This window comes from Halomonas sp. hl-4, assembly GCF_900215475.1.
GTDB lineage: Bacteria > Pseudomonadota > Gammaproteobacteria > Pseudomonadales > Halomonadaceae > Vreelandella.
In genome coordinates, this window is sequence record NZ_LT907845.1 from 2,123,244 (window position 1) to 2,142,621 (window position 19,378).

The following is a 19,378-nucleotide window of genomic DNA, read 5'->3' on the forward strand; positions in this document are numbered from 1 at the left end:
ATCTCCTAGCGATAAAGTTGATTAAGTAGCGAGGTAATTTGCGCCGCCTGTTGGTCCAGCGACCAGGAAAGGCCCCAATAAACGCCAACCATGGCGATACCAAATAGCGCAAAGATGCCCCAGGTAGGAAAATGGCTGGAACGGCGTAGGCGCCCCTGCACGACATTATCGAGGGGATGAGTTAGCGCTTCTTCCGGTGGCTCCTCAAGATTGCTCAGTTGGTCGCCCAGCGCCCTGACAATTTGTTCGTACTCCTCACGACCGTGGGCCATCACCCGATAACGGCCTTCAAACCCCAGACACAGGCACAGGTAAATGAATGCCAACATGTCCCGGTAGCGTTGCGGTTCTTGCTGGAGACGCGCGAGGATAGAGAAGACTTTTTCACCTCCCCAGGTTTCGTTGTGGAATCGGGTCAACAAAGAGTGTTCAGCCCATTTGCTTTGCCTTCCCCAAGACATTCCCATCACGGCTTCGTCGATAAACGAACACAGCACGTAGCGATAGGCGAGCAAGGTGGCACGGTCATAGCCTTGTTCGGTCAGTTCGATTTCAATGGCGGCAATTTCATCGACCACTTGACGGTAAAGGCGCTCAATATCACCCGCGTTGTTGAGCTGGCGTACCCTAACCACCATCCCCAGCAGGCTGCTGGCCGCATCAACTAACGGATTCAGATTATGCCCGCGCAAACGGAACCAATAGTCTTCATCAGCATCGAGCTGCTCGGCGTGGCTATGAATCAAATGCTCCAGGCCACGTTCGTTAATTAAGTCCTCATGACGCACCTTGTCATTGGGTGCATGGGAACGGCTCAGGCTGTGCGAATCGGTGACAAGCTGCTGCATGGTTTAACTCCTGATAGCCCAGAACTGCATTTCCAGCCCTGGAAATTCACCGGCAACGTGGAAGGCAAAGCCGCTGGCACCGCTGAGCATGCCCCACGCCTCGCTTTGGCGATCCAATTGGAAATAGGTATAACCAGCGTGATAAGGCAGTTCGCGGGGAGCGACCGGCAACGGCTCAAGCGGAATACCGGGTAACTGCAAGCTGATGAGGTCACGAATACGCTCGACGCTGGCCACCTTGGTTTGCTGTAAAAACAGCTTGCGTAGCCGTTCATTAGGCATGTCGGCGCGCACCGCAAGAATGAACTCTGCGGATTCGATCAGGCTCAAATCAGACAGCGGTGCCACCAATAAGCCATAGCGTCGAGTCTGCAATTGGATGGCCACGGCGCGGGGTTCTAGCACCGTCGACAGCGCCTGGCGCAGCATTTTCATCAACGGATGAAACGACCCTTCAGGATGATTATGGTCGTAGGCTGGGCACTCCGGGGGAAGCCGGGACTCGTCAGTAAAGGTGACAAGCTCGCAGGCCACTTCATGCATCGTGTCGTAAAGTCGCTCAGGGTGCAGCTGGCCCAGCCGCGCAAGGTGCTGGAAGCGTGGCTGGGCGCGGTTGAGCAGTTGCAGCAACATAAAGTCCGAGACGTCAGCGACCCCCGCCTGATGCGGGGTAGAAAGGCGCTGGGCAATATTACGCGCGCGCTCCCGCATCAACCCGGCCATCTCACCCACAAAGCGCTGCAATCCAGGCGCTGCCTGTACGTTGAGCAACGTTGGCAAGAACTGCTCATCCAGCACCAGGCTACCGTCAGGACGACGTTCAACAATGCGTGCAACGGCGAGGCAAGCGTAGCCGCTGCGATCATCACGCTCGAGCAGCAACCGAGGCGCAACCCGTGCTACGTTGATGTCGGTCGACACGCCCTCTTGCGAGTGAAGGTCGCGCACGCTGCGCGACAGCAGCCGGTAACGCGCTGGCAAATTGTCATCGGGCCAACGCACCTCACCAATGCCATCAGTTGCCAGTGGCAAACCAAGGTACACAACCTGGTTGGTAATGCTGGCATCGCTAATTTCCAGCGGTGCAGGCTCTACATCATCACCAGGCAAATGAAATGCCACCCCGTCGGGCATAACACCGTTTGCCCGGCTGATGGCGATGCGTCCAAAACTGAGAAATTCATTATTGAGTTCGAGCGAGAGAAAACCGTATAGGTAGTGGCTCACCCCCTTTAAACGCGTGTCCAGCGCACCTTCCAAACTGCGCTGTTGCTGCTGAAAGTGCTGAGGCTTAATGAATAACCCCTCGCTCCAAACGACACGGTTTCGGCTAGCCATTACCCTTCCTCCCTTAACTCAACTTCACTGTCACGGAGGTGGACCAGCAGGTGATAGTGTTCGCTGCGGCTTTTTACTTTGACGACTTTCTTCCATTCCGCCTCGTTGGGCGAGGCGTAAAACGCAATCAGACCGATATAGCGAGTGTCTTCATCGATCTCAAAGGGCTCGTAAAACTTCCATTGCTCTGGCAGCAACGTAAAATCATCGTGGGCGAGGTAGTTCGTTCCCAGCGCCTTTTCCAGGTCGTTTTCCAGCTGGTCTAAATCCGCGGCCATTAACATCGAATCATCTTTTAGCTGCAGGACTTGAAAGCGAAGCGGTGTCCCTTCGCCTTCCACGTTAGGATTCACGTTGGGTTCCGCTATCATGCTGAGGTCAACCTTGGTGGGCTGGTCTTCTGGGTAACCTACCGGAATGTCGGGATCACGCATGACCTGCCACGCTTTGCCGGAGGCTTCCCGTGTCGAGGCGCAACTTGCCAGCAGCAAGGTGATGCAGAGCAGGCCAACAAGCCTTGCGATACTTGGCGCGCTCATGCTTCCTCCCGCTGTTGACGACGTACAGACTGGTCGTAGGCCTGTTCAAACACTTCCCAAAACAGCTTTTGAAACCCTTGCTGACGACCAGAATTCAGCTCGCGGTAATAGTGGTCATACATTTCCCACGCCCAGCCACCTTCGTTGTCGATACGATTGCTCGCCCCTCGATAGGCATGAAAGCGTTTGAGCAACGCCTCCGGCGAGAAGGCATCCAGAATGGCGGTCAGGGCATGGCCAATGGCTTCTTCAACGGCCGCTTGATGCTGACCCTGGTGGCGCAAACTTTCCGCCACGGCTTCCGGCGCTGACAGATGCACAGGGCTGCGTGAGGCAGACAACATCGTTTCAGCGGTTTCCTCATACGACTGGCCCAGACGCAGTGGATTATCTTCAATCGGCTGCAAACGCCGGTCGCGAAGTGGATACTTACTGTCATTTTGTGACTGCTGTAATATCCGCAGCCCGTCGATGGCGGCACGCAGGGTTTGACCCGCTTCTTCTAGAAAGGCCTGTTGCTCTTCGCTATCTCGGAAAGGCAGGTCAATCCCCAATCCACGCAGTAAGGGGTCCGCACCAACATGGCTTAGCGAGCGCGTTGTTGGCTTTTGCCAACGGTCTTCTAATTGCTCACCCACTGAGCGCTCCAGGTCATCTAATTGCCGCTCATCCATGTTATTACTCCTGTGCGTTTTTAGGCCGTTAAGGGGGGTTATGTCGGGTAGGCTCACCGCCTCGTGACGAGGTTCTTGTTGAGCCCATTGATGACGTTCGTAGTGCCGGGAAACAGTCAGCGTGTCGATCGGCTCCAGTTCAGTTGGCCTGGGGACATCGTCCTCCAGTGCCACCATCGGGTCATGCTGCAGCGACCCTGGAATGACGCCACCCAGCGCTTCGATGGGGTCTTCGCGTTGGTTTTGCTCCCGTCCTTCCGCGTGGCTGCCCACCGGTGCCACATGCCCGTGGGCGGTGACATCTTCAGGCTCTTCGTCAACTAGCGTTGCGAGCGAGTGAGCGCCAGGCTGCCATGACTGGCGATCGCCGAGATGCACTTTCAAGCGGTACTCACCAATCAGCAGTTCATCACCATCGCGCAGCGCCACCTTACGATCACGCCCCAAAGGCAAGGTGGAGCGGTTGATAAAGGTTTGGCCGCTGCTGTCGATGAGGCAAAATTTTCCGTCAATTTTGCGGATGTCGGCGTGGCTGGGTCGAATGCGCCCTCTATGATCCTGCAGCAACCAGCTATCTTGCGCGCCGCTGCCCAAGGTGCCGCCCTCGCCGCGGAAGACATAGCTGCTCGTCGAGCGACCTTCGAGGGCCTCACTGTTTATGACCACCAGGGTGATGGCGTCAGTCTGAATGGCATACATGGCTTAACTCGTCATTTGGATACGCACGCGACGGCGCTGGGTGCTAGGGTCATTCTCAGGATCCACAAAGGTCGTCCAGCCAAGCTGGCACGAGCCGGCATCTCCCAAGCACATGGGCTTGACGGCGCTGGGTAATAATTCAAGTTCAAGGTCATAGGCCAGCGGTTCACGCAGCACAAAACTCACCAGTGTTTTCAGCGGGTCGTGCTCTTCACCATCGGGTAAGAAGTCTCTAAAGCGAGACAGGCTCAAGCCTCGTAAGCAAAGCGCGAACTTGCCCTTAACGTCGGCAACACGCTCGCCTACCACTACGTCTTCGCCCAATGTCATACCGGCAAGGCCGGCACGGCTGCGCTGGTCGAGAGGTATATCAACCCAACGCAACACCCACTCATCAACCTCTACCTGATCCAAGTCAAAACAGTGGCCGACAATGCCGCATACCACGTCGGGAGAGCGTGAGCGGCCCGCCAGCAGCCCTGCATAGGCCAGCATCTTGCTCCAGTTGATCGGCGTCTCGCCGCGCAGATCACTATCGGCCAGCCCCACCAACGCAAAGATCGCTGCTGAAAACCCGTCTTTGGCATCATCTTGATAACGCACGTAATGGCGGTATTTACGCCAGTTGCGATGCATCAAGGTCAGCAGGCGATGATTAAAAAAATCCAGAAAATCGCCGGCTGAGCCTTCTTGATGTGCCGACTCATGGGCCAGCGCTTCAAGGTAGTAGCTGGGAAGCGGCGACTGAGCCCCTTGCAACCCCAGAAAGCTGACCTTCATCTCATACTGACCACTTTCATTCACCGCCAAGGTCAGTACATCGCTACCTGGAAACCCCAGCGAAGCCGATGCCCTATAACGCACGCGCTGCAGAGAAGGCACGCTACCGCCAGGCCCCTGCTCTAAGTCATCGCCGTGATGACGGTGCAGGAGCTCAACCAATTGGAAAAACTCGTAACGTCGCGCCTCTTGCATCAGAGGCGTTAGCGCTACATCAGAGGCTGCTGCCCCGCCTGTAAGCTCCATGTGTAGCGCTCTTGGTTATGTCGATTAACAACATGCAACTCGTGAAAAGAGTTGATACTTGCGTAAAGAGAGAAAAACCGCGCCAGCACACTGCCGAATAGGTACAGACTGCCCTCGTCACCAAAGGCGTCTTGATCCAACGTCATCACGGATCTTAGGCCGCGTATTGGCATGCCTTTACGCAATCGATCCACCGGCTGCGTTTCAATATCTACAATGCCAGCCCATCTTTTTTGTGCGATGCGCTCTGCCTGACGGTCTACAAGCGCCCGGAAGTCATACGCTCGCAGCACCGAGCACAAGGCATCGCGCTCCAGTAACGAGAGGTAGTTAAGTGATAAATTGGAGATCAGCATCCACAGCAAGCTATCGTCTAATGCTGGACGCAGCACGGGTGTTGGCTGGGTAATGTTACGAAAGTCGGCATAGGCGGGACTGTTTTCAGTCGCCACACACACGTCACCAATGGTCAGCTGTTCCGGCAATTCTCGATTGCTGCAGGTTAACTGCAGCGAGATCGTTTCACGGCTTTCAAGATGTGCCTGCTCGTCGCCTCGCATAAAGGCAATATCGTGGTCGAAACCATCGCTACGCAGACTGTCGCGAACGCGCAAACGGTAATAGAGGGCTTCGCGACCCCGATCACGCTCTATTTGGTGCTGAAAACTTTCAAAAGGAACATAGCGCCGTGGCTCACCTTGATGATCAGCCGAGGCTCGCTCCACCCAACCTTGGACCTGATCCACGCTGAAGACTTCGTAATGCGAAGGGCGGCGGGTGCTGGGCCGCAGGCGATACTCGCTTCGCTCACCGCTCAAGTCGATGGGCTCGGCATCATGGCTAAACAAGTTGATCGCGGGCGTGCAATAAAGCGCTAGGTTTTCGTCTTGCACGCGCACATCTGTCGGCAACGTGCGCGAAAACACAAATCGCAACGTGACCTTTTCCGCGGGCTTGGAAGGTAAGTAATGGTTAAGCCTGGTGACATCGAAAAAGTGAAACGCTTCAGGAAAGCAAAGGTATTCCTGCAAAATGCGATATCCCTGATGCACGTTGCGCGGATAAGGCAACAGTGCTTCATCGCGCTCGAAGCCCACGGCACGCAACGCATTGATGGGGAGTGACTGCTGCTCGCCATCAATGTCCAGCTCTACGCTGGTCAGGTAATGACTAAGCCAGAGATACAGTGTTCTTGCCGTATAGGCATCACCCCCTAAATACAGGCGCAGCGACTCAATTCCCATCGAGTCCATGGGCTGATCGCTATACACATCCATTGCCAACTCGACCACCGACGCTTCGCGTGTATGGCGCGCACTCACCCCGCCATGAGCAAGCGGATAGAGCGTCACTTCGTGACAGGTACGGAATAGACAGGCGGTATTTTCAACAGGCGTGCTAGCAAGTGACGTGCCCCTGGCAACGGGCTGCTGATGGCTTAACGCATGCCATGCCGGTGTAAATTGCACAACCGTCATGCTCGGCACAGGCCGCAGGTAGTTCGGCCACAGCATACTGATAAGCGAGTGGGTAAGCTCCGGAAACTCGTCTTCCACTTTCTCGCGCATACGCCCGGTTAAAAAGGCAAAGCCTTCCAATAACCGCTCTACATCCGGGTCGGTGCTACGCTCAGACAGGAAGCGGCTTAAGCCTGGGTTTGCAGCAGCAAATTCCCGCCCCTGGCGTTTCAGAAAGTTGAGTTCATCACGATAATAGCGATTGAGCATGCGTGCCCCTCAGCTCATCAGTTGAGACACTGATAACGCTTGTTGTTCAGCAACAGATCAATGGTGGTATGAGCACTCGCTTTACCCAGCGCAACCGTGGCATGGACTTGAAAACGCAATTGCAGTGGGTCGCCTGCGCTGGGTAAAGACTCAACATCCACATGCTGCACACGAGGTTCAAAGCGTTCAATACACTGGCGGATTGCCTGTTGAACGCTCAACTCCAGATCGAGCACGCCGATCGTGGCATCGTTAAAATCCAACAACCCTAATTCCGGTGCGCAGGCACAATTTCCCGGATGGCTGTTGAGCAGCTCCACCAGATGATGCTTGATCGACTCAACGACCTCGGCCAGCCGGCTTTCTTCTGCTTGCCACACAGGCGGATGGGGTGCGGCAAGGCGCTCAAACAAACGCGTCCCTAATAAACCATTGCTGTTTGTTGCCATCGTCCGGCCGTCCCTGTTATTCCTTGTCGAGACGTCCGACGAGTGATAGCTCGAAGTTGGCTCCCATGTATTTAAAGTGCGGCCTAACCGCCATTGAGACCTGATACCAACCGGGGTCACCCTCTACATCAGACACCTGAATGGATGCCGCACGAAGAGGACGGCGACTACGTACATCAGCGGGCGGGTTCTCTTGGTCGGCGACGTACTGACGAATCCAGGTATTGAGCTCACGTTCAAGATCCTGGCGCTCCTTCCAGGAGCCGATCTGTTCGCGCTGAAGCACCTTCACGTAATGCGCCAAGCGATTGATAATGAACATATAGGGCAGCTGAGTCCCCAACTTAAAGTTGGTTTCTGCCGCTTTACCCTCGGCGGTATTGGGGAATACCTTGGGCTTTTGCACAGAGTTAGCCGAGAAGAACGCCGCATTATCGCTACCTTTACGCATGGTTAGCGAAATAAAGCCCTCTTCGGCCATTTCGAATTCACGGCGGTCTGTAATCAACACCTCTGTTGGGATTTTGGCTTGTAGCTGACCAAACGCCTCGTAGGTATGAACCGGCAGGTTTTCGACCGCACCACCGCTTTGCGGGCCGATGATATTGGGACACCAGCGGTATTTAGCGAAGCTGTCAGTCAAACGTTCGGCGAGCAAATAGGCAGTATTGCCCCATAAATAATGCTCATGGTCTTCGCTTACCGTTTCCCGGTAATTAAAGGTTTTGACTGGGTTCTCGATAGGGTCGTAAGGGGTACGTAGCAAGAAACGTGGCGCCGTTAACCCCAGGTAACGGGCATCTTCAGATTCACGCAAGCTACGCCAACGGGCGTATTTGGGGCCTTCGAAGATGGCTTTGAAATCTTTGATGTTCGGCAGCTCTTCAAAGCTTTCGATACCAAAGAATGTTGGGGCCACCGATGACATAAAGGGCGCATGCGCCATGGCACCCACGGCAGCGGTATGCTGCAGCAATTTCATATCAGGGGTGGAAGGTGAAAAATCGTAATGCCCGATAATACCCGCTACCGGCTCGCCACCAAATTGGCCATAACCGGCATTGTAGACGTGATGATAGAGGCCACTTTGGCTGATTTCCGGCGCAAACTCGAAGTCTTCAAGCAACTCTTGCTTGGTAGCATGCAAGACATCGAGCTTAATGTTCTCACGAAAGTCGGTCCGGTCGACGAGAAGCTTCAAACCGCGCCAGGCTGACTCTAACTGCTGGAATCCCGGCTCATGCAAAATCTCATCGACTTGATGGCTGATTTTGCGGTCAAGCTCAACGATCATGTTATCAACGAGTGATTTATTAACGCTTGGCGTTGCGTCACTGCCTTTGAGCAGCTCGCCAATAAATGCCGCAACGCCCTGCTTCGCGACGTCATACCCCTCATCGGCCGGCGCCATACGGGTCTGCGCCATCACCTGATCGAGAAGTGAAACCTCCGACTCTGTTTCTGTCGTCGTTGTCTGCTGCTTTGCTGTTTTACTCATCATCCTGCCCCGAATTCGCTGTGCCGTACGCTTGAGTTATCAACTACTCTGGACTGGGCGCTACTCGCCATCTCCCTTGGCGTCCAGCAGCGCCAGTTCGTCCAGCAGTTGCTGCCGAGCCTCATCGCTCTCCAACAACTTTTGAAGACGCTCACGAAAAGCGGGGACATTGCCCAAAGGGCCTTTCAAGGCCACAAGGGCTTCGCGCAACTCGACCAGTTGACGCAATTCAGGCACTTGTTTGGCGACTGCATCGGGTGAGAAGTCATTCAACGACTTAAAGGATAAATCCACCGCCATATCGCTTGGCTCTTCGCTATCCTCAAGGCGATTAGGCACCGCCGCCTGCAAGGTAAGACCCGCCTCACGCATGACCGACTGAAAGTTATTTTTATCAACAGAAACGGCCTGACGCTCTTCAATCGGCGCCTCTTCCTCTCCGCCTTTAAAGTCCCCCACAACCAGCAACTTTAGCGGCAATTCAGTCTCCGCCTGCTGGTCACCAGTCGCCGGTACATATTTGATATTAATGCGCTCTTTTGGCGCGACGGTGCCTTGTTTAGCCATGGTGGTTCGCCCTACCCTGGAGCCCCTGCGAAAGACTCATTGTGACTGTGAATGGTTATTAATCCCGGGAAAGTAGCGGACTAAACATCTAAATGCCAACAGGGGTTTTGACTGATAGCAGCCTGCATTCAGCCCATCGGATTACAAAATTTACTTATTTTTTCTGATTTTCGGCGGCGTTAACCACAATATTCACTTAAAAAACACCAAGCCAAAACCTCCATGTAAGAAATTGCTTACAAACGAATCGGCAATGTCTTATAAAATGAACAGCTTTCTCTTACATAACGCTTAGCTTTTTATCGCCAAAAAGAGTCAAGCAGCCGCTTAAATAAATACAAATAAAACTGAGCAACATACTGCCAAAAGAAGCAAAGCGTTGCTTAACACCAGGCAAAAAATTGCCTAATTAAAAATAGCAATAGAATAAAATATTCATAAGATACTGAATAATAATGAAAATATAATTTGGGCACGTTAGTTGCTATAACTTATCGTCCTTATTGGACACTTTTACTTTCTCGTCAAGGAGCAGACTTATGCCAACACCATGTTATATCAGCATCGAAGGTCAGTCTCAGGGCAACATTACGGCTGGCGCATTCACTCCAGACTCAGTCGGCAATATTTATGTTGAAGGCCATGAAGATGAAATGCTGGTGCAGGAATTCAAGCATGTGGTGACGGTTCCCACCGATCCACAGTCTGGGCAGCCTTCAGGACAGCGCGCACATAAACCTTTTGTGTTTACCGTGGCCCTAAATAAAGCCGTGCCGTTGATGTACAACGCACTGGCATCTGGCGAAATGCTGCCAAACGTTGAGCTTAAGTGGTACCGCACGTCGGTAGAGGGTAAGCAAGAGCACTTCTTCACCACGTCACTAACTGATGCCACCATCGTGGATATCAATTTGCGCATGCCGCATGCCCAAGACATCGCCAAATCTGAGTTTACTCAGCTAATGGATGTATCCCTGTCTTATCGTAAGATTGACTGGGAGCATACCGTCGCGGGCACATCAGGTTCAGACGACTGGCGTGCGCCCGTCGAGAGCTAATCTCTTCGCTATGCGTCGCCTTCACAGGCGACGCATCGGCTATCTTAGTGAGCTTCATCCCAGTTATTTCCGCTTTCCGCTTCCACAATGAGCGGCACACTCAACTGCTCGGCTCTTTGCATACGTTGCTGCACCTGCTTGATAAAAGCCTCCACCTGAGCTTCGGCCACTTCAAATACCAATTCGTCGTGTACCTGCATGACCATCAGCGCATCAAAATCACCCTCCGCCAGCCAGGCATCCACATCAATCATCGCCTGCTTGATGATATCCGCAGCGGTACCCTGCATCGGCGCGTTGATGGCAGTGCGCTCAGCGCCTTGTCGACGGTTGCGGTTTTGGGAATGAATTTCCGGCAGATAGAGGCGACGCCCTCTTACCGTTTCCACGTAGCCGTCTTCCGCCGCCTGGGAACGAATACGCTCCATATAGCGCGCCACCCCTGGATAGCGGTCAAAGTAGCGGTCGATGTAGGTTTGTGCCTGATTGCGCTCGATATGCAGCTGGCGCGATAACCCCCAGGCGCTCATGCCATAAATCAGGCCAAAGTTGATCGCTTTGGCGCTGCGCCGCTGGTCTGCAGAAACGTTATCCAGTGAGGTGCCAAATACTTCCGAAGCAGTTGCGGTGTGGATATCGCGTCCCTCGGCGAATGCTTCCAGTAAGCCTTTATCTTCCGACAGGTGCGCCATGATGCGCAGCTCTATCTGCGAATAGTCGGCGGCCACGATGCGATAACCGGAGCGAGCCACAAACGCCTGACGAATTTTGCGGCCTTCTTCGGTGCGGATGGGAATGTTCTGAAGGTTAGGGTCGGACGATGACAGCCGCCCGGTGGCCGTGACAGCCTGGTGGTAGCTGGTGTGCACCCGCCCAGTGGCTTTATTGAGCAGGCGCGGTAGCTTATCGGTGTAGGTGGACTTGAGTTTGGCAAGCCCCCGGTGCTGCATGATGACCTTGGGCAGCGGGTAATCCAGCGCCAGCTCTTCCAGCACCGCCTCTGCGGTCGAAGGAGCGCCTTTGGGGGTCTTTTTGATGACCGGAATCTTCTGCTCTTCAAACAGAATCTGCCCCAGCTGCTTGGGTGAGCCCAGGTTGAACTCGCGCCCTGCTAGCTCATACGCCTGGCTTTCCAGCTCGCGAATACGCGACTCTAACTGCTGACTCTGTGCATGGAGACGCTCAGCGTCCAAAGCTACACCGTTGCGTTCAATGCGTGAAAGAACGCTGATCAGCGGGAGTTCCAGATGATCCAGCACCTCAGCGAGGCGCCCTTCCCGCTCGACCTGGGGGCGCAAGGTTTCCTGCAGGCGCAGGGTGATATCCACGTCTTCGCAAGCGTACGGGGCCGCTTGCTCAAGGGCGATTTGATTAAAGGTGAGTTGCTTGGCGCCTTTCCCGGCGATGTCTTCAAAGGAAATTGTGCTTTCACCTAGATACTTCAGCGCCAGGGAGTCCATGTCGTGGCGGGTAGCGGTAGAGTTCAGCACATAGGAGGCCAGCATGGTGTCGGCCAGCGGCCCTGCCACGTTGATGGCGTAGTTGGCCAGCACGGAAATATCATACTTGAGGTTCTGGCCGATTTTGGTTTTTTCCGGATCTTCCAGCAGCGGCTTTAACGCCGCCAATACGTCTTTGCGGTCAAGCTGCGCTGGGGCATCCAGGTAGTCATGTGCCACCGGAATATAGGCGGCTTCGCCTGCCTCCAGCGCCAAGCCGACCCCCACAATCTCCGCGTCCATGTAATTCAGGCTGGTAGTTTCAAGGTCAAAGCAGAATCGCTGCGCGGTTTTTAGACGATCCAGCCACGCATCAAACTCACGCGGGTCTACAATCACGTGGTCGTGGCGATCGCTGGGGGTGGCAACGCTATCATCAGCCGCACTAGCTGGTGCGGGTTCGCCGCCCTTTACGTCATCCACGCCTTCGTCTTTGCCTTCAAGCAGCTCGCCCAGCCACTGCCTGAACTCCATCTCTTTGTAGAGTTCTACCAGCGCTTCGCGGTCTGGGTGGGCGATGTCCAGGTCGTCAAGCCCCACCGGCAGGTCGCAGTCAATTTTGATTGTGGCGAGCTGGTAAGACAGAAACGCTTGCTCACGGTTTTCCTCAAGCTTCTTGGGCAGCGTTTTGGCACCCCGGAATGACAGCGTTTTTATCCGCTCCAAATCGCCGTAAATAGTATCTAACCCACCGCCCATGCCCTGTAGTAGACCAATGGCCGTTTTCTCCCCCACTCCGGGTACGCCAGGAATGTTATCTACCTTGTCGCCCATCAAGGCGAGGAAATCGATAATCAGCGCGGGCGGCAGGCCAAATTTTTGTTCTACCCCCGCTTCATCAAGGGTTTCCTCTTTCATGGTATTGACCAGCGTAATATGCGCGTTGACCAGCTGCGCCATGTCTTTATCGCCGGTGGAGATCACCGCATCGCGGCCTGCCTGGGTGGCGTGGTGGGCCAGAGTGCCGATCACATCGTCCGCTTCAACCCCCTCAATGCACAACAGTGGCAAACCGAGGGCCTTCACACAGGCGTGCAGCGGCTTGATTTGGCTGCGCAAGTCATCGGGCATCGGCGGGCGATGCGCCTTGTATTCGCTATACAGTTCGTCGCGAAAGGTTTTGCCCGGCGCGTCAAACACCACCGCCATGGGGCTTTCGGGATAATCTTTTATCAGCCGTTTGAGCATGTTCAACACACCCTTAACGGCCCCCGTAGGCTGGCCGTTAGACGTCGTTAGCGGCGGCAGCGCATGAAAAGCGCGATATAGGTACGAGGAGCCATCGACAAGCACGATCGGAGCACGGGCCATAACCAAATTCCATTGTTAGCAAACAGTAAGAAAGTCTGCTCGCTATGATACGCGTTCAGCGCCCACGCTGCAGACCCAACATAGTTCGATGGCATTCTTCAAAATGACACAACGCTGCCAACTGACGCAGCAAGCCGCTACAATAATGGGCTTAGCAACCTGGGCGAGATTCTCATGGCTGTATTCACCCCGCTTAGCGACGCACAGGTCGCTACGTTTTTAGAAAAGTTTGATGTAGGCAGTTTCGTATCGCTACAGGGCGTAGCGGCTGGCACCGAAAATTCGACCTTTTTTGTCACCACTGACCGCCGCGAACTGGTATTGACCCTGTTCGAACAAGGCGAGCATGCCGAGCTGCCGTTTTTTGTCGAGTTATTAGACTATCTGGATGAACATCGCCTGCCGGTCCCCGGCACAGTGCACGACCGCGAAGGTGTTGCGTTGCACAGCCTGGCCGATAAGCCAGCACTACTGTTCCCACGCTTGCCGGGGCGTCATCCGGAAGCCCCCAATCTTGCCCAGTGCCGGGCACTGGGCGATACCCTGGGACGGATGCACGTGGTTTCAAAGCGCTTCCCAGGCCACCGCCCCAATCCACGTGATCTGCATTGGCTGCAAGCCATGCACCACAAGGTATTGACCTATTTAAGCCCTGACGACCAAACGTTAATGAAAGACGAGGTCGATGATTTTGAAAGCGCCTTCGCCAAGCACGATGAGCTGCCCCAAGGGGCGCTGCACGGCGACTTATTTCGTGACAACACGCTGTTTGAGGGCGACAAGCTTGGCGGCATCATCGATTTTTACAATGGCTGCACGGGGGACTTGCTGTTTGACCTAGCCATTGTGATTAACGACTGGGCCTCCAATGAAGACGGCACGCTGAATGGCGAACGCTATACGGCCATCCTGAGCGCCTATCAGTCGCGTCGCCACTTAAATGCAGACGAGCAAGCATTGTGGCCGACCATGCTGCGCATGACCGCATTGCGCTACTGGCTGTCGCGGTTACTGGTTGTTTACGTGGACCCGCCCGCCCACGATTTGACCCCCCATGACCCCGAACGCTTTCGTACCATTTTAAAAGCGCGCATCGCCCACGGGGCGCTGCCGCTTCCTGAGGCGTCTTCATGAAAGAAACGACCACTATCAACTCCTCGGCCCAACGCGCTCGGCGCACCTGGAATATCGACCAGTGGGGAAGTGGTTACTTCGACGTGGATGAGCTTGGTCAAGCGTTGGTGCGTCCTTTAGGCACTGATGCCGATGGCCCAGCACTACCGCTGAGCGGCCTAGTGCGCCAGCTGCAGAAAGCCGGGTTACGCCTGCCGGTACTGGTGCGCTTTAGCGATATCCTGCACGATCGCGTTGAGCAACTATGCGGTGCCTTTGACATCGCCATGCAGGATTTTGACTATCAGGGAGGCTACACAGCCGTTTACCCCATCAAGGTCAATCAGCAACGTCGCGTCGTGGAGGAGATTTTAGCCACCGCCGAACGTGGTAACGGCCGCGTAGGATTGGAAGCGGGCAGCAAGCCTGAATTGCTGGCAGTGCTTGCCCTCTCGGAGGGCGGCTCCTCGCTGATCGTTTGCAATGGTTATAAAGACCGCGAATATATCCGCCTGGCGCTGCTGGGCGAGAAGCTTGGCCACCGGGTTTACCTGGTGGTAGAAAAGCTATCAGAGCTCGACATTATTCTTGAAGAGGCTCGCGAGTTGGATGTAACGCCGCGCATTGGCCTGCGCGCCCGGCTTGCCTCGGTGGGCAAAGGCAAATGGCAAAATACCGGCGGTGAAAAATCCAAGTTCGGCCTCACCGCCAGCCAGATTCTCACCGTTGTGGATACCCTACGCACCCAGGAGGCGCTCGAAAGCCTGCAGCTTGTGCACTTCCACCTTGGCTCGCAGATCGCCAATATCCGCGACATTCAGCGGGGCCTACGTGAGTGTGCTCGGTTCTATCAGAACCTGCTAAGCCTGGGCGCCCCGATTGATACCGTCGACGTGGGCGGAGGCCTGGGCATTGATTACGAAGGCACCCGATCACGCAGTGACTGCTCAGCCAACTATTCAATGCGCGAGTATGCGCGTAACGTGGTTAATGCCTTTGCCCAGTTGTGTCAGGACGCCAACCTGCCCCAGCCACACCTGATTAGCGAATCCGGCCGAGCACTGACTGCCCATCATGCGGTGCTGATTACCAACGTGATCGGTGACGAACGCATCGACGTTACCCCACCCGAGCGCTCTCAACAGGACGACCCTCAAGTGGCGGCGCTATGGCGAGTCTTTGAGCAGTTGGCCGAAACCCAAGAGCCGCGCGTGCTAGTGGAAGCGTGGCATGATTTATTCCAGGCCGTCAGCGAGCTGCAAGACCGCTTTGTAATGGGTCTCAGCAATATTAACGCCCGCGCTGAAGGTGAACGTCTCTACATGGCGGCGTGCGCAAGACTGCGCAACCAGTTGGACACGCGCAACCGCGCTCATCGCGACATCATTGATGAACTTGCCGAGAAACTGGCTGACAAGCTATTCGTCAACTTCTCGCTGTTCCAGTCGGTACCGGACGTATGGGGCATTGAGCAGATATTCCCGGTGCTGCCGTTAAGCGGTCTGGATCAGCCCCCTACCCGCCGTGCCGTCATCCAGGACATCACCTGCGATTCCGATGGCCGCATCGATAACTATGTAGACGGGCAAGGAGTTGAAAGTACTCTACCGATTCCTGAGTGGGCAACCGACGATGAGCGCTGGCTAGGTTTTTTCCTGGTGGGTGCCTATCAGGAAATTTTGGGTGACTTGCACAACCTGTTCGGCGATACCGACTCGGTAGATGCCGCCCTTGGTCCCGATGGCGAATGGCAGCTATCCAACGCCCAAGCCGGTGACACGGTGGCTGCGGTGCTGGCCTACGTCAATTTCGATGCCCGGGTATTAAAACAAAAACTCACCGAGCAACTCATCGCGAGCGGCTTTTCTGCCCAGGAGCAGGCGCGCTTTGCTGCCAGCCTGAGCGAAGGGTTAGAAGGCTACACCTACCTAGAGTAGAGCGGATATCAGCCCCGTTAACCAATGAGCAGGCCACCGCAGAGCGGTGGCTTTTTTATGCTGCCCTGTGTAAATAGCGTTTAGCGACTTGGCTTAATCGCCCACGATCACTCAACCACGCTAGTGGTAATCTCCAAACCACCGGTGAGCGTCAAACGCAGCGTGGCACCCCGCGGCAGCTCACCCACTCCAGATGGCGTTCCCGTTAAAATGACGTCCCCAGCCTCGAGAGTAAAGTGGCGACTCATTTCCGCTACCAGGGTGGGAATGGTAAAAATCATATCGGCCCCCTCACCGTGCTGACGCTCTTCACCATTGATTTCCAACGTAAAGGCCAAGGCATTCCAATTGGGCACACGGCTCAGCGGTAAAAACGGCGAGAGCGGGCAGGCGCCGTCAAATGCTTTGGCAATCTCCCAGGGGTGGCCTTTCTCTTTTAACTGGGTTTGTACATCGCGCAGCGTTAAGTCAAGCCCCAGCCCCAGGCCGGTGATCGCCTCACTCGCTTCATCTGGTGTCGCGTCACAGATGGTTTTACCTACCAATAGGGCTATCTCCACCTCGTAGTGGATATCGCCACGATTAAACGGCGGTGAAAGCGGCTGCTGGATATCCACGACACTGGACGCCGGCTTGATAAACAACAGTGGCTCACTGGGGATAGGGTTATCTAACTCTTTAGCGTGGTCAGCATAGTTGCGACCAACACACACAACTTTGCCTAACTCATGGGGGAACGCTTGGCCATCGGTAAATTGAGGAACAAAACGCATGATGGGGTCACTCCTTAAGATGCGCACAGGGGCAGGCGCACCAGTCTACCCCACCCATGCGATTGTTCCACACTTGACGTTGGCTAATCAGGTTTACTCAGCCAACGACCAAGCGTCGTCAGGCGCGTGCGCCAGAAAATTCGGGCGCTCCGTTGGTGCTGCAAAAGGCGCACGGCAGCGGTTATCCGAGCGGTTAAACACAAAGAACACATTGCTGCGCGGGTCAGGCGACAGGTTGGCGTTTGATGCGTGCAGCGTATTGCAGTCAAACAGCAATAACCCACCGGCTTTGCCCTTGGGCGCCTCAATACCATGCTCATCGACCAGTGCTGCCAGCGCTTCTTCGCTTGGCACACCGACTTCCTGAGTTTTCAACGAGCTTTTGTGGTTATCTTCGGGTGTTTCGCCCAAGCACGGCACGAATTTTTTGTGCGACCCGGGGATCAGCATCAAGGGGCCGTTGAACTCGTGGTTGTCCGTCAAAATGAGCGATGCACTCACCGCATGCATGTTGGGCATGCCATCTTCAGCGTGCCAGGTTTCAAAGTCCGAGTGCCAGTTAAATCCCTTACCGGCAAACCCAGGCTTATAGTTAATGCGCGACTGATGCACGTAAGGGTCATCGCCAATGATTTGGCGTGCAGCGCCTGATAGCCGCTCATCGCTTGCCAACTTCCCTAAGCGTTCAGAAAGAAAATGCACGGCAAACAGCGAGCGGATTTCCTGGCTCTCCGGCTCGGTGACACTAAAAGGCTTATCCCGATAGCCCTCATGGTTCATTAACGCCTGCATCTCCCGACACAGCTCATCAAGCTCTGCACCGGTGATCAGGTTAGGAATGAACAGAAACCCTTTGCGTTCGAACTCGTCGAGTTGCGCTTGGCTTAATGGACCTGTCAATTGCCGACCTTTCACCACCGCCTCCTGGCGCGGTTGCCAGAGTGAGGCCGGGGCTTCAGCCAACCGAGATGGATAAGGATCCTTTACCATCGTGGGCTGGGCAGACGGCATGTCCGTCATGTCGCTGTACTGCTTATGCGCGTTCACAACATTGAGAGGTGTGTTGCTGACTGTCATCTAATCCACTCCTTGTATGATTAGGTTTCAGATCGAATGGCGCACGGTTCAAACGTCGTGCAGGGAGTAGCCTAGACAACTTGAATTTCCCCGCAAGGAGTGATTCACGGTTTGATAACGCAGGTTACGTGAAAAAAATTGAAGGGTTATCAGGAACGCTTTTAAGCGAGGCTTGGCAGGATTGTGTTGATCGACACGCACACAAAAAGTCGTCTACGTGAGGTCGTGGGAAGAAAATTTATGCCAATGGCGAGGCCCAACGTGCACTTGGCACGGCGAGGAGATACGTGTGGGTCTGGCGCATAGCGTCGAGAAGGTTTGCTGCGCTCTGTTCTGGTGACGTCTTGCCATAAGCCTCTCAGCGAACCATTATCGCTGTCGCATATAGCCCAATAATGCCCTTTGGACACTGAGTTGCACTTTCTGTTTTTTACCAGTTCGGGGCTCTCTTGAAACAACCGGAGCTTTGTTTTTTCTTGGTCGAAATACTTATAGCGTTTTAATCAGGAATAGAGTTCCAAATAGCGATTTTTGGAAGGTAGAAGATGCTGGCGACACAGGTCAGCCAGGCGCTCGCGGTCCTCATCACGAATGGCTTCAATCATCAATTCGTGCTCGCGACGAGCTTGAGCGAGGGCGTCGCGGTCAGTGATCGCGATGAAGCGGATGCCGTGGGCTTTCTGGGCGAACTCGTTGATGGTGGTGTACAGATAGGTATTCCCGCACGCCCGGAACAGGGTGCGGTGGAACGCGATGTTCATATGAAATACTTGGCGAAGGTCGTGGGCATACACGGCCTCGCTATGCTGTTGGTGGACCGCTTCCAGTTCAGCTAGCCATTCCGGCGGAGCTGGCAAGGGCAGCTTGTTGACGGCGGCCAACTCGAGAATCTCGCGCATCGCGTAGATATCCTCAACCTCATCCGGCGGATAGCTTCTGACGAAGGCGCCCCGGTTTTTGATGCGCTCCGTCAGGCCGATGCTATCGAGTTGGAAGAGCGCCTGACGGACGACGTGCCGCTTGCAGTTAAAGCGTTCCATCATGGTTTCTTCGACCAGCCGCTCGCGGGGGTGCAGGCGGCCGAGCACAATATCCTCTTCTACAGCAGCCACGATGTCGCTGACACCGTGGGCAGGTTTAGAGGCTTGGGTCTCGGCACCGCGTGTGGACGGCTGTGCGATTCGGCTCATGATCGGTTTCTCAGCCTCCATGGCAGGGCATATGGCTTAGGAGTGTACCAAACTC

At 54.9% G+C, this 19,378-nt stretch carries 16 protein-coding genes; 3 read left to right on the plus strand and 13 right to left on the minus strand.

The annotated features are described in order from the left end of the window. Nucleotides 1-5: 5 nt before the first annotated feature. The 9 genes from icmH to tssB are packed head-to-tail and all read right to left on the minus strand — an operon-like array spanning nucleotide 6 to nucleotide 9,365. The gene (gene icmH / locus CPH17_RS10080) at nucleotides 6-848 is read right to left on the minus strand and encodes a type IVB secretion system protein IcmH/DotU (protein ID WP_096299366.1); all 843 of its coding nucleotides are present in this window, start codon (nucleotides 846-848) and stop codon (nucleotides 6-8) included. Between the two features lie 3 nt (nucleotides 849-851). Further along, complete coding sequence (tssK, locus tag CPH17_RS10085) at nucleotides 852-2,186, minus strand: type VI secretion system baseplate subunit TssK (RefSeq protein ID WP_096299368.1); 1,335 nt, start codon at nucleotides 2,184-2,186, stop codon at nucleotides 852-854. Beyond that, nucleotides 2,186-2,725 carry a type VI secretion system lipoprotein TssJ gene (gene tssJ, locus CPH17_RS10090; RefSeq protein ID WP_096299370.1) on the minus strand — a complete coding sequence of 180 codons (540 nt, stop codon included), beginning with the start codon at nucleotides 2,723-2,725 and terminating at the stop codon, nucleotides 2,186-2,188. The genes tssK and tssJ overlap by 1 nt, the downstream gene beginning before the upstream one ends. Further along, nucleotides 2,722-4,098, minus strand: coding sequence for a type VI secretion system-associated FHA domain protein TagH (gene tagH, locus CPH17_RS10095; RefSeq protein WP_096299373.1), 1,377 nt, complete (start codon nucleotides 4,096-4,098; stop codon nucleotides 2,722-2,724). The genes tssJ and tagH overlap by 4 nt, the downstream gene beginning before the upstream one ends. A gap of 3 nt (nucleotides 4,099-4,101) precedes the next feature. Beyond that, entirely contained in the window at nucleotides 4,102-5,124 is a 1,023-nt protein-coding gene (gene tssG, locus CPH17_RS10100) for a type VI secretion system baseplate subunit TssG (RefSeq protein ID WP_074397609.1), read from the minus strand. Then, nucleotides 5,088-6,851 (minus strand): type VI secretion system baseplate subunit TssF, encoded by a 1,764-nt coding sequence (gene tssF / locus CPH17_RS10105; protein WP_074397610.1) that lies wholly within the window; start codon nucleotides 6,849-6,851, stop codon nucleotides 5,088-5,090. Before tssF ends, tssG begins: the two co-directional genes overlap by 37 nt. A 17-nt stretch (nucleotides 6,852-6,868) precedes the next feature. Next, nucleotides 6,869-7,300, minus strand: coding sequence for a type VI secretion system baseplate subunit TssE (gene tssE, locus CPH17_RS10110; RefSeq protein WP_074397611.1), 432 nt, complete (start codon nucleotides 7,298-7,300; stop codon nucleotides 6,869-6,871). A gap of 16 nt (nucleotides 7,301-7,316) precedes the next feature. Continuing rightward, entirely contained in the window at nucleotides 7,317-8,798 is a 1,482-nt protein-coding gene (gene tssC, locus CPH17_RS10115; protein ID WP_096299375.1) for a type VI secretion system contractile sheath large subunit, read from the minus strand. A 60-nt stretch (nucleotides 8,799-8,858) separates the two neighbouring features. Further along, on the minus strand, nucleotides 8,859-9,365 hold the full coding sequence (gene tssB / locus CPH17_RS10120; protein WP_074397613.1) for a type VI secretion system contractile sheath small subunit: 507 nt from the start codon (nucleotides 9,363-9,365) through the stop codon (nucleotides 8,859-8,861). A 539-nt stretch (nucleotides 9,366-9,904) separates the two neighbouring features. Between tssB and CPH17_RS10125 the strand changes: the two genes are divergently transcribed. Then, complete coding sequence (locus tag CPH17_RS10125; protein ID WP_074397614.1) at nucleotides 9,905-10,423, plus strand: Hcp family type VI secretion system effector; 519 nt, start codon at nucleotides 9,905-9,907, stop codon at nucleotides 10,421-10,423. A gap of 44 nt (nucleotides 10,424-10,467) precedes the next feature. Here CPH17_RS10125 and polA read toward each other — a convergent pair whose 3' ends face one another. After that, the gene (gene polA / locus CPH17_RS10130) at nucleotides 10,468-13,233 is read right to left on the minus strand and encodes a DNA polymerase I (RefSeq protein ID WP_096299377.1); all 2,766 of its coding nucleotides are present in this window, start codon (nucleotides 13,231-13,233) and stop codon (nucleotides 10,468-10,470) included. Between the two features lie 174 nt (nucleotides 13,234-13,407). On the opposite strand from polA, the gene CPH17_RS10135 reads away from it, so the two are divergent. Both CPH17_RS10135 and speA read left to right on the plus strand, forming a co-directional pair. Beyond that, nucleotides 13,408-14,367 (plus strand): homoserine kinase, encoded by a 960-nt coding sequence (locus CPH17_RS10135; RefSeq protein ID WP_096299379.1) that lies wholly within the window; start codon nucleotides 13,408-13,410, stop codon nucleotides 14,365-14,367. Beyond that, nucleotides 14,364-16,283 (plus strand): biosynthetic arginine decarboxylase, encoded by a 1,920-nt coding sequence (gene speA, locus CPH17_RS10140; RefSeq protein ID WP_074397617.1) that lies wholly within the window; start codon nucleotides 14,364-14,366, stop codon nucleotides 16,281-16,283. The genes CPH17_RS10135 and speA overlap by 4 nt, the downstream gene beginning before the upstream one ends. Nucleotides 16,284-16,390: 107 nt before the next feature. On the opposite strand, the gene CPH17_RS10145 is transcribed toward speA, so the two are convergent. From CPH17_RS10145 to CPH17_RS10155, 3 genes are all read right to left on the minus strand, one after another. Continuing rightward, a complete protein-coding gene (locus CPH17_RS10145; RefSeq protein WP_096299381.1) occupies nucleotides 16,391-17,056 on the minus strand; it encodes a fumarylacetoacetate hydrolase family protein in 666 nt (221 codons plus the stop codon). Between the two features lie 93 nt (nucleotides 17,057-17,149). Further along, nucleotides 17,150-18,133 (minus strand): ectoine hydroxylase, encoded by a 984-nt coding sequence (thpD, locus tag CPH17_RS10150; protein ID WP_096299383.1) that lies wholly within the window; start codon nucleotides 18,131-18,133, stop codon nucleotides 17,150-17,152. A 503-nt stretch (nucleotides 18,134-18,636) separates the two neighbouring features. Then, entirely contained in the window at nucleotides 18,637-19,323 is a 687-nt protein-coding gene (locus tag CPH17_RS10155) for a GntR family transcriptional regulator (RefSeq protein WP_074397620.1), read from the minus strand. Nucleotides 19,324-19,378: the final 55 nt, after the last annotated feature.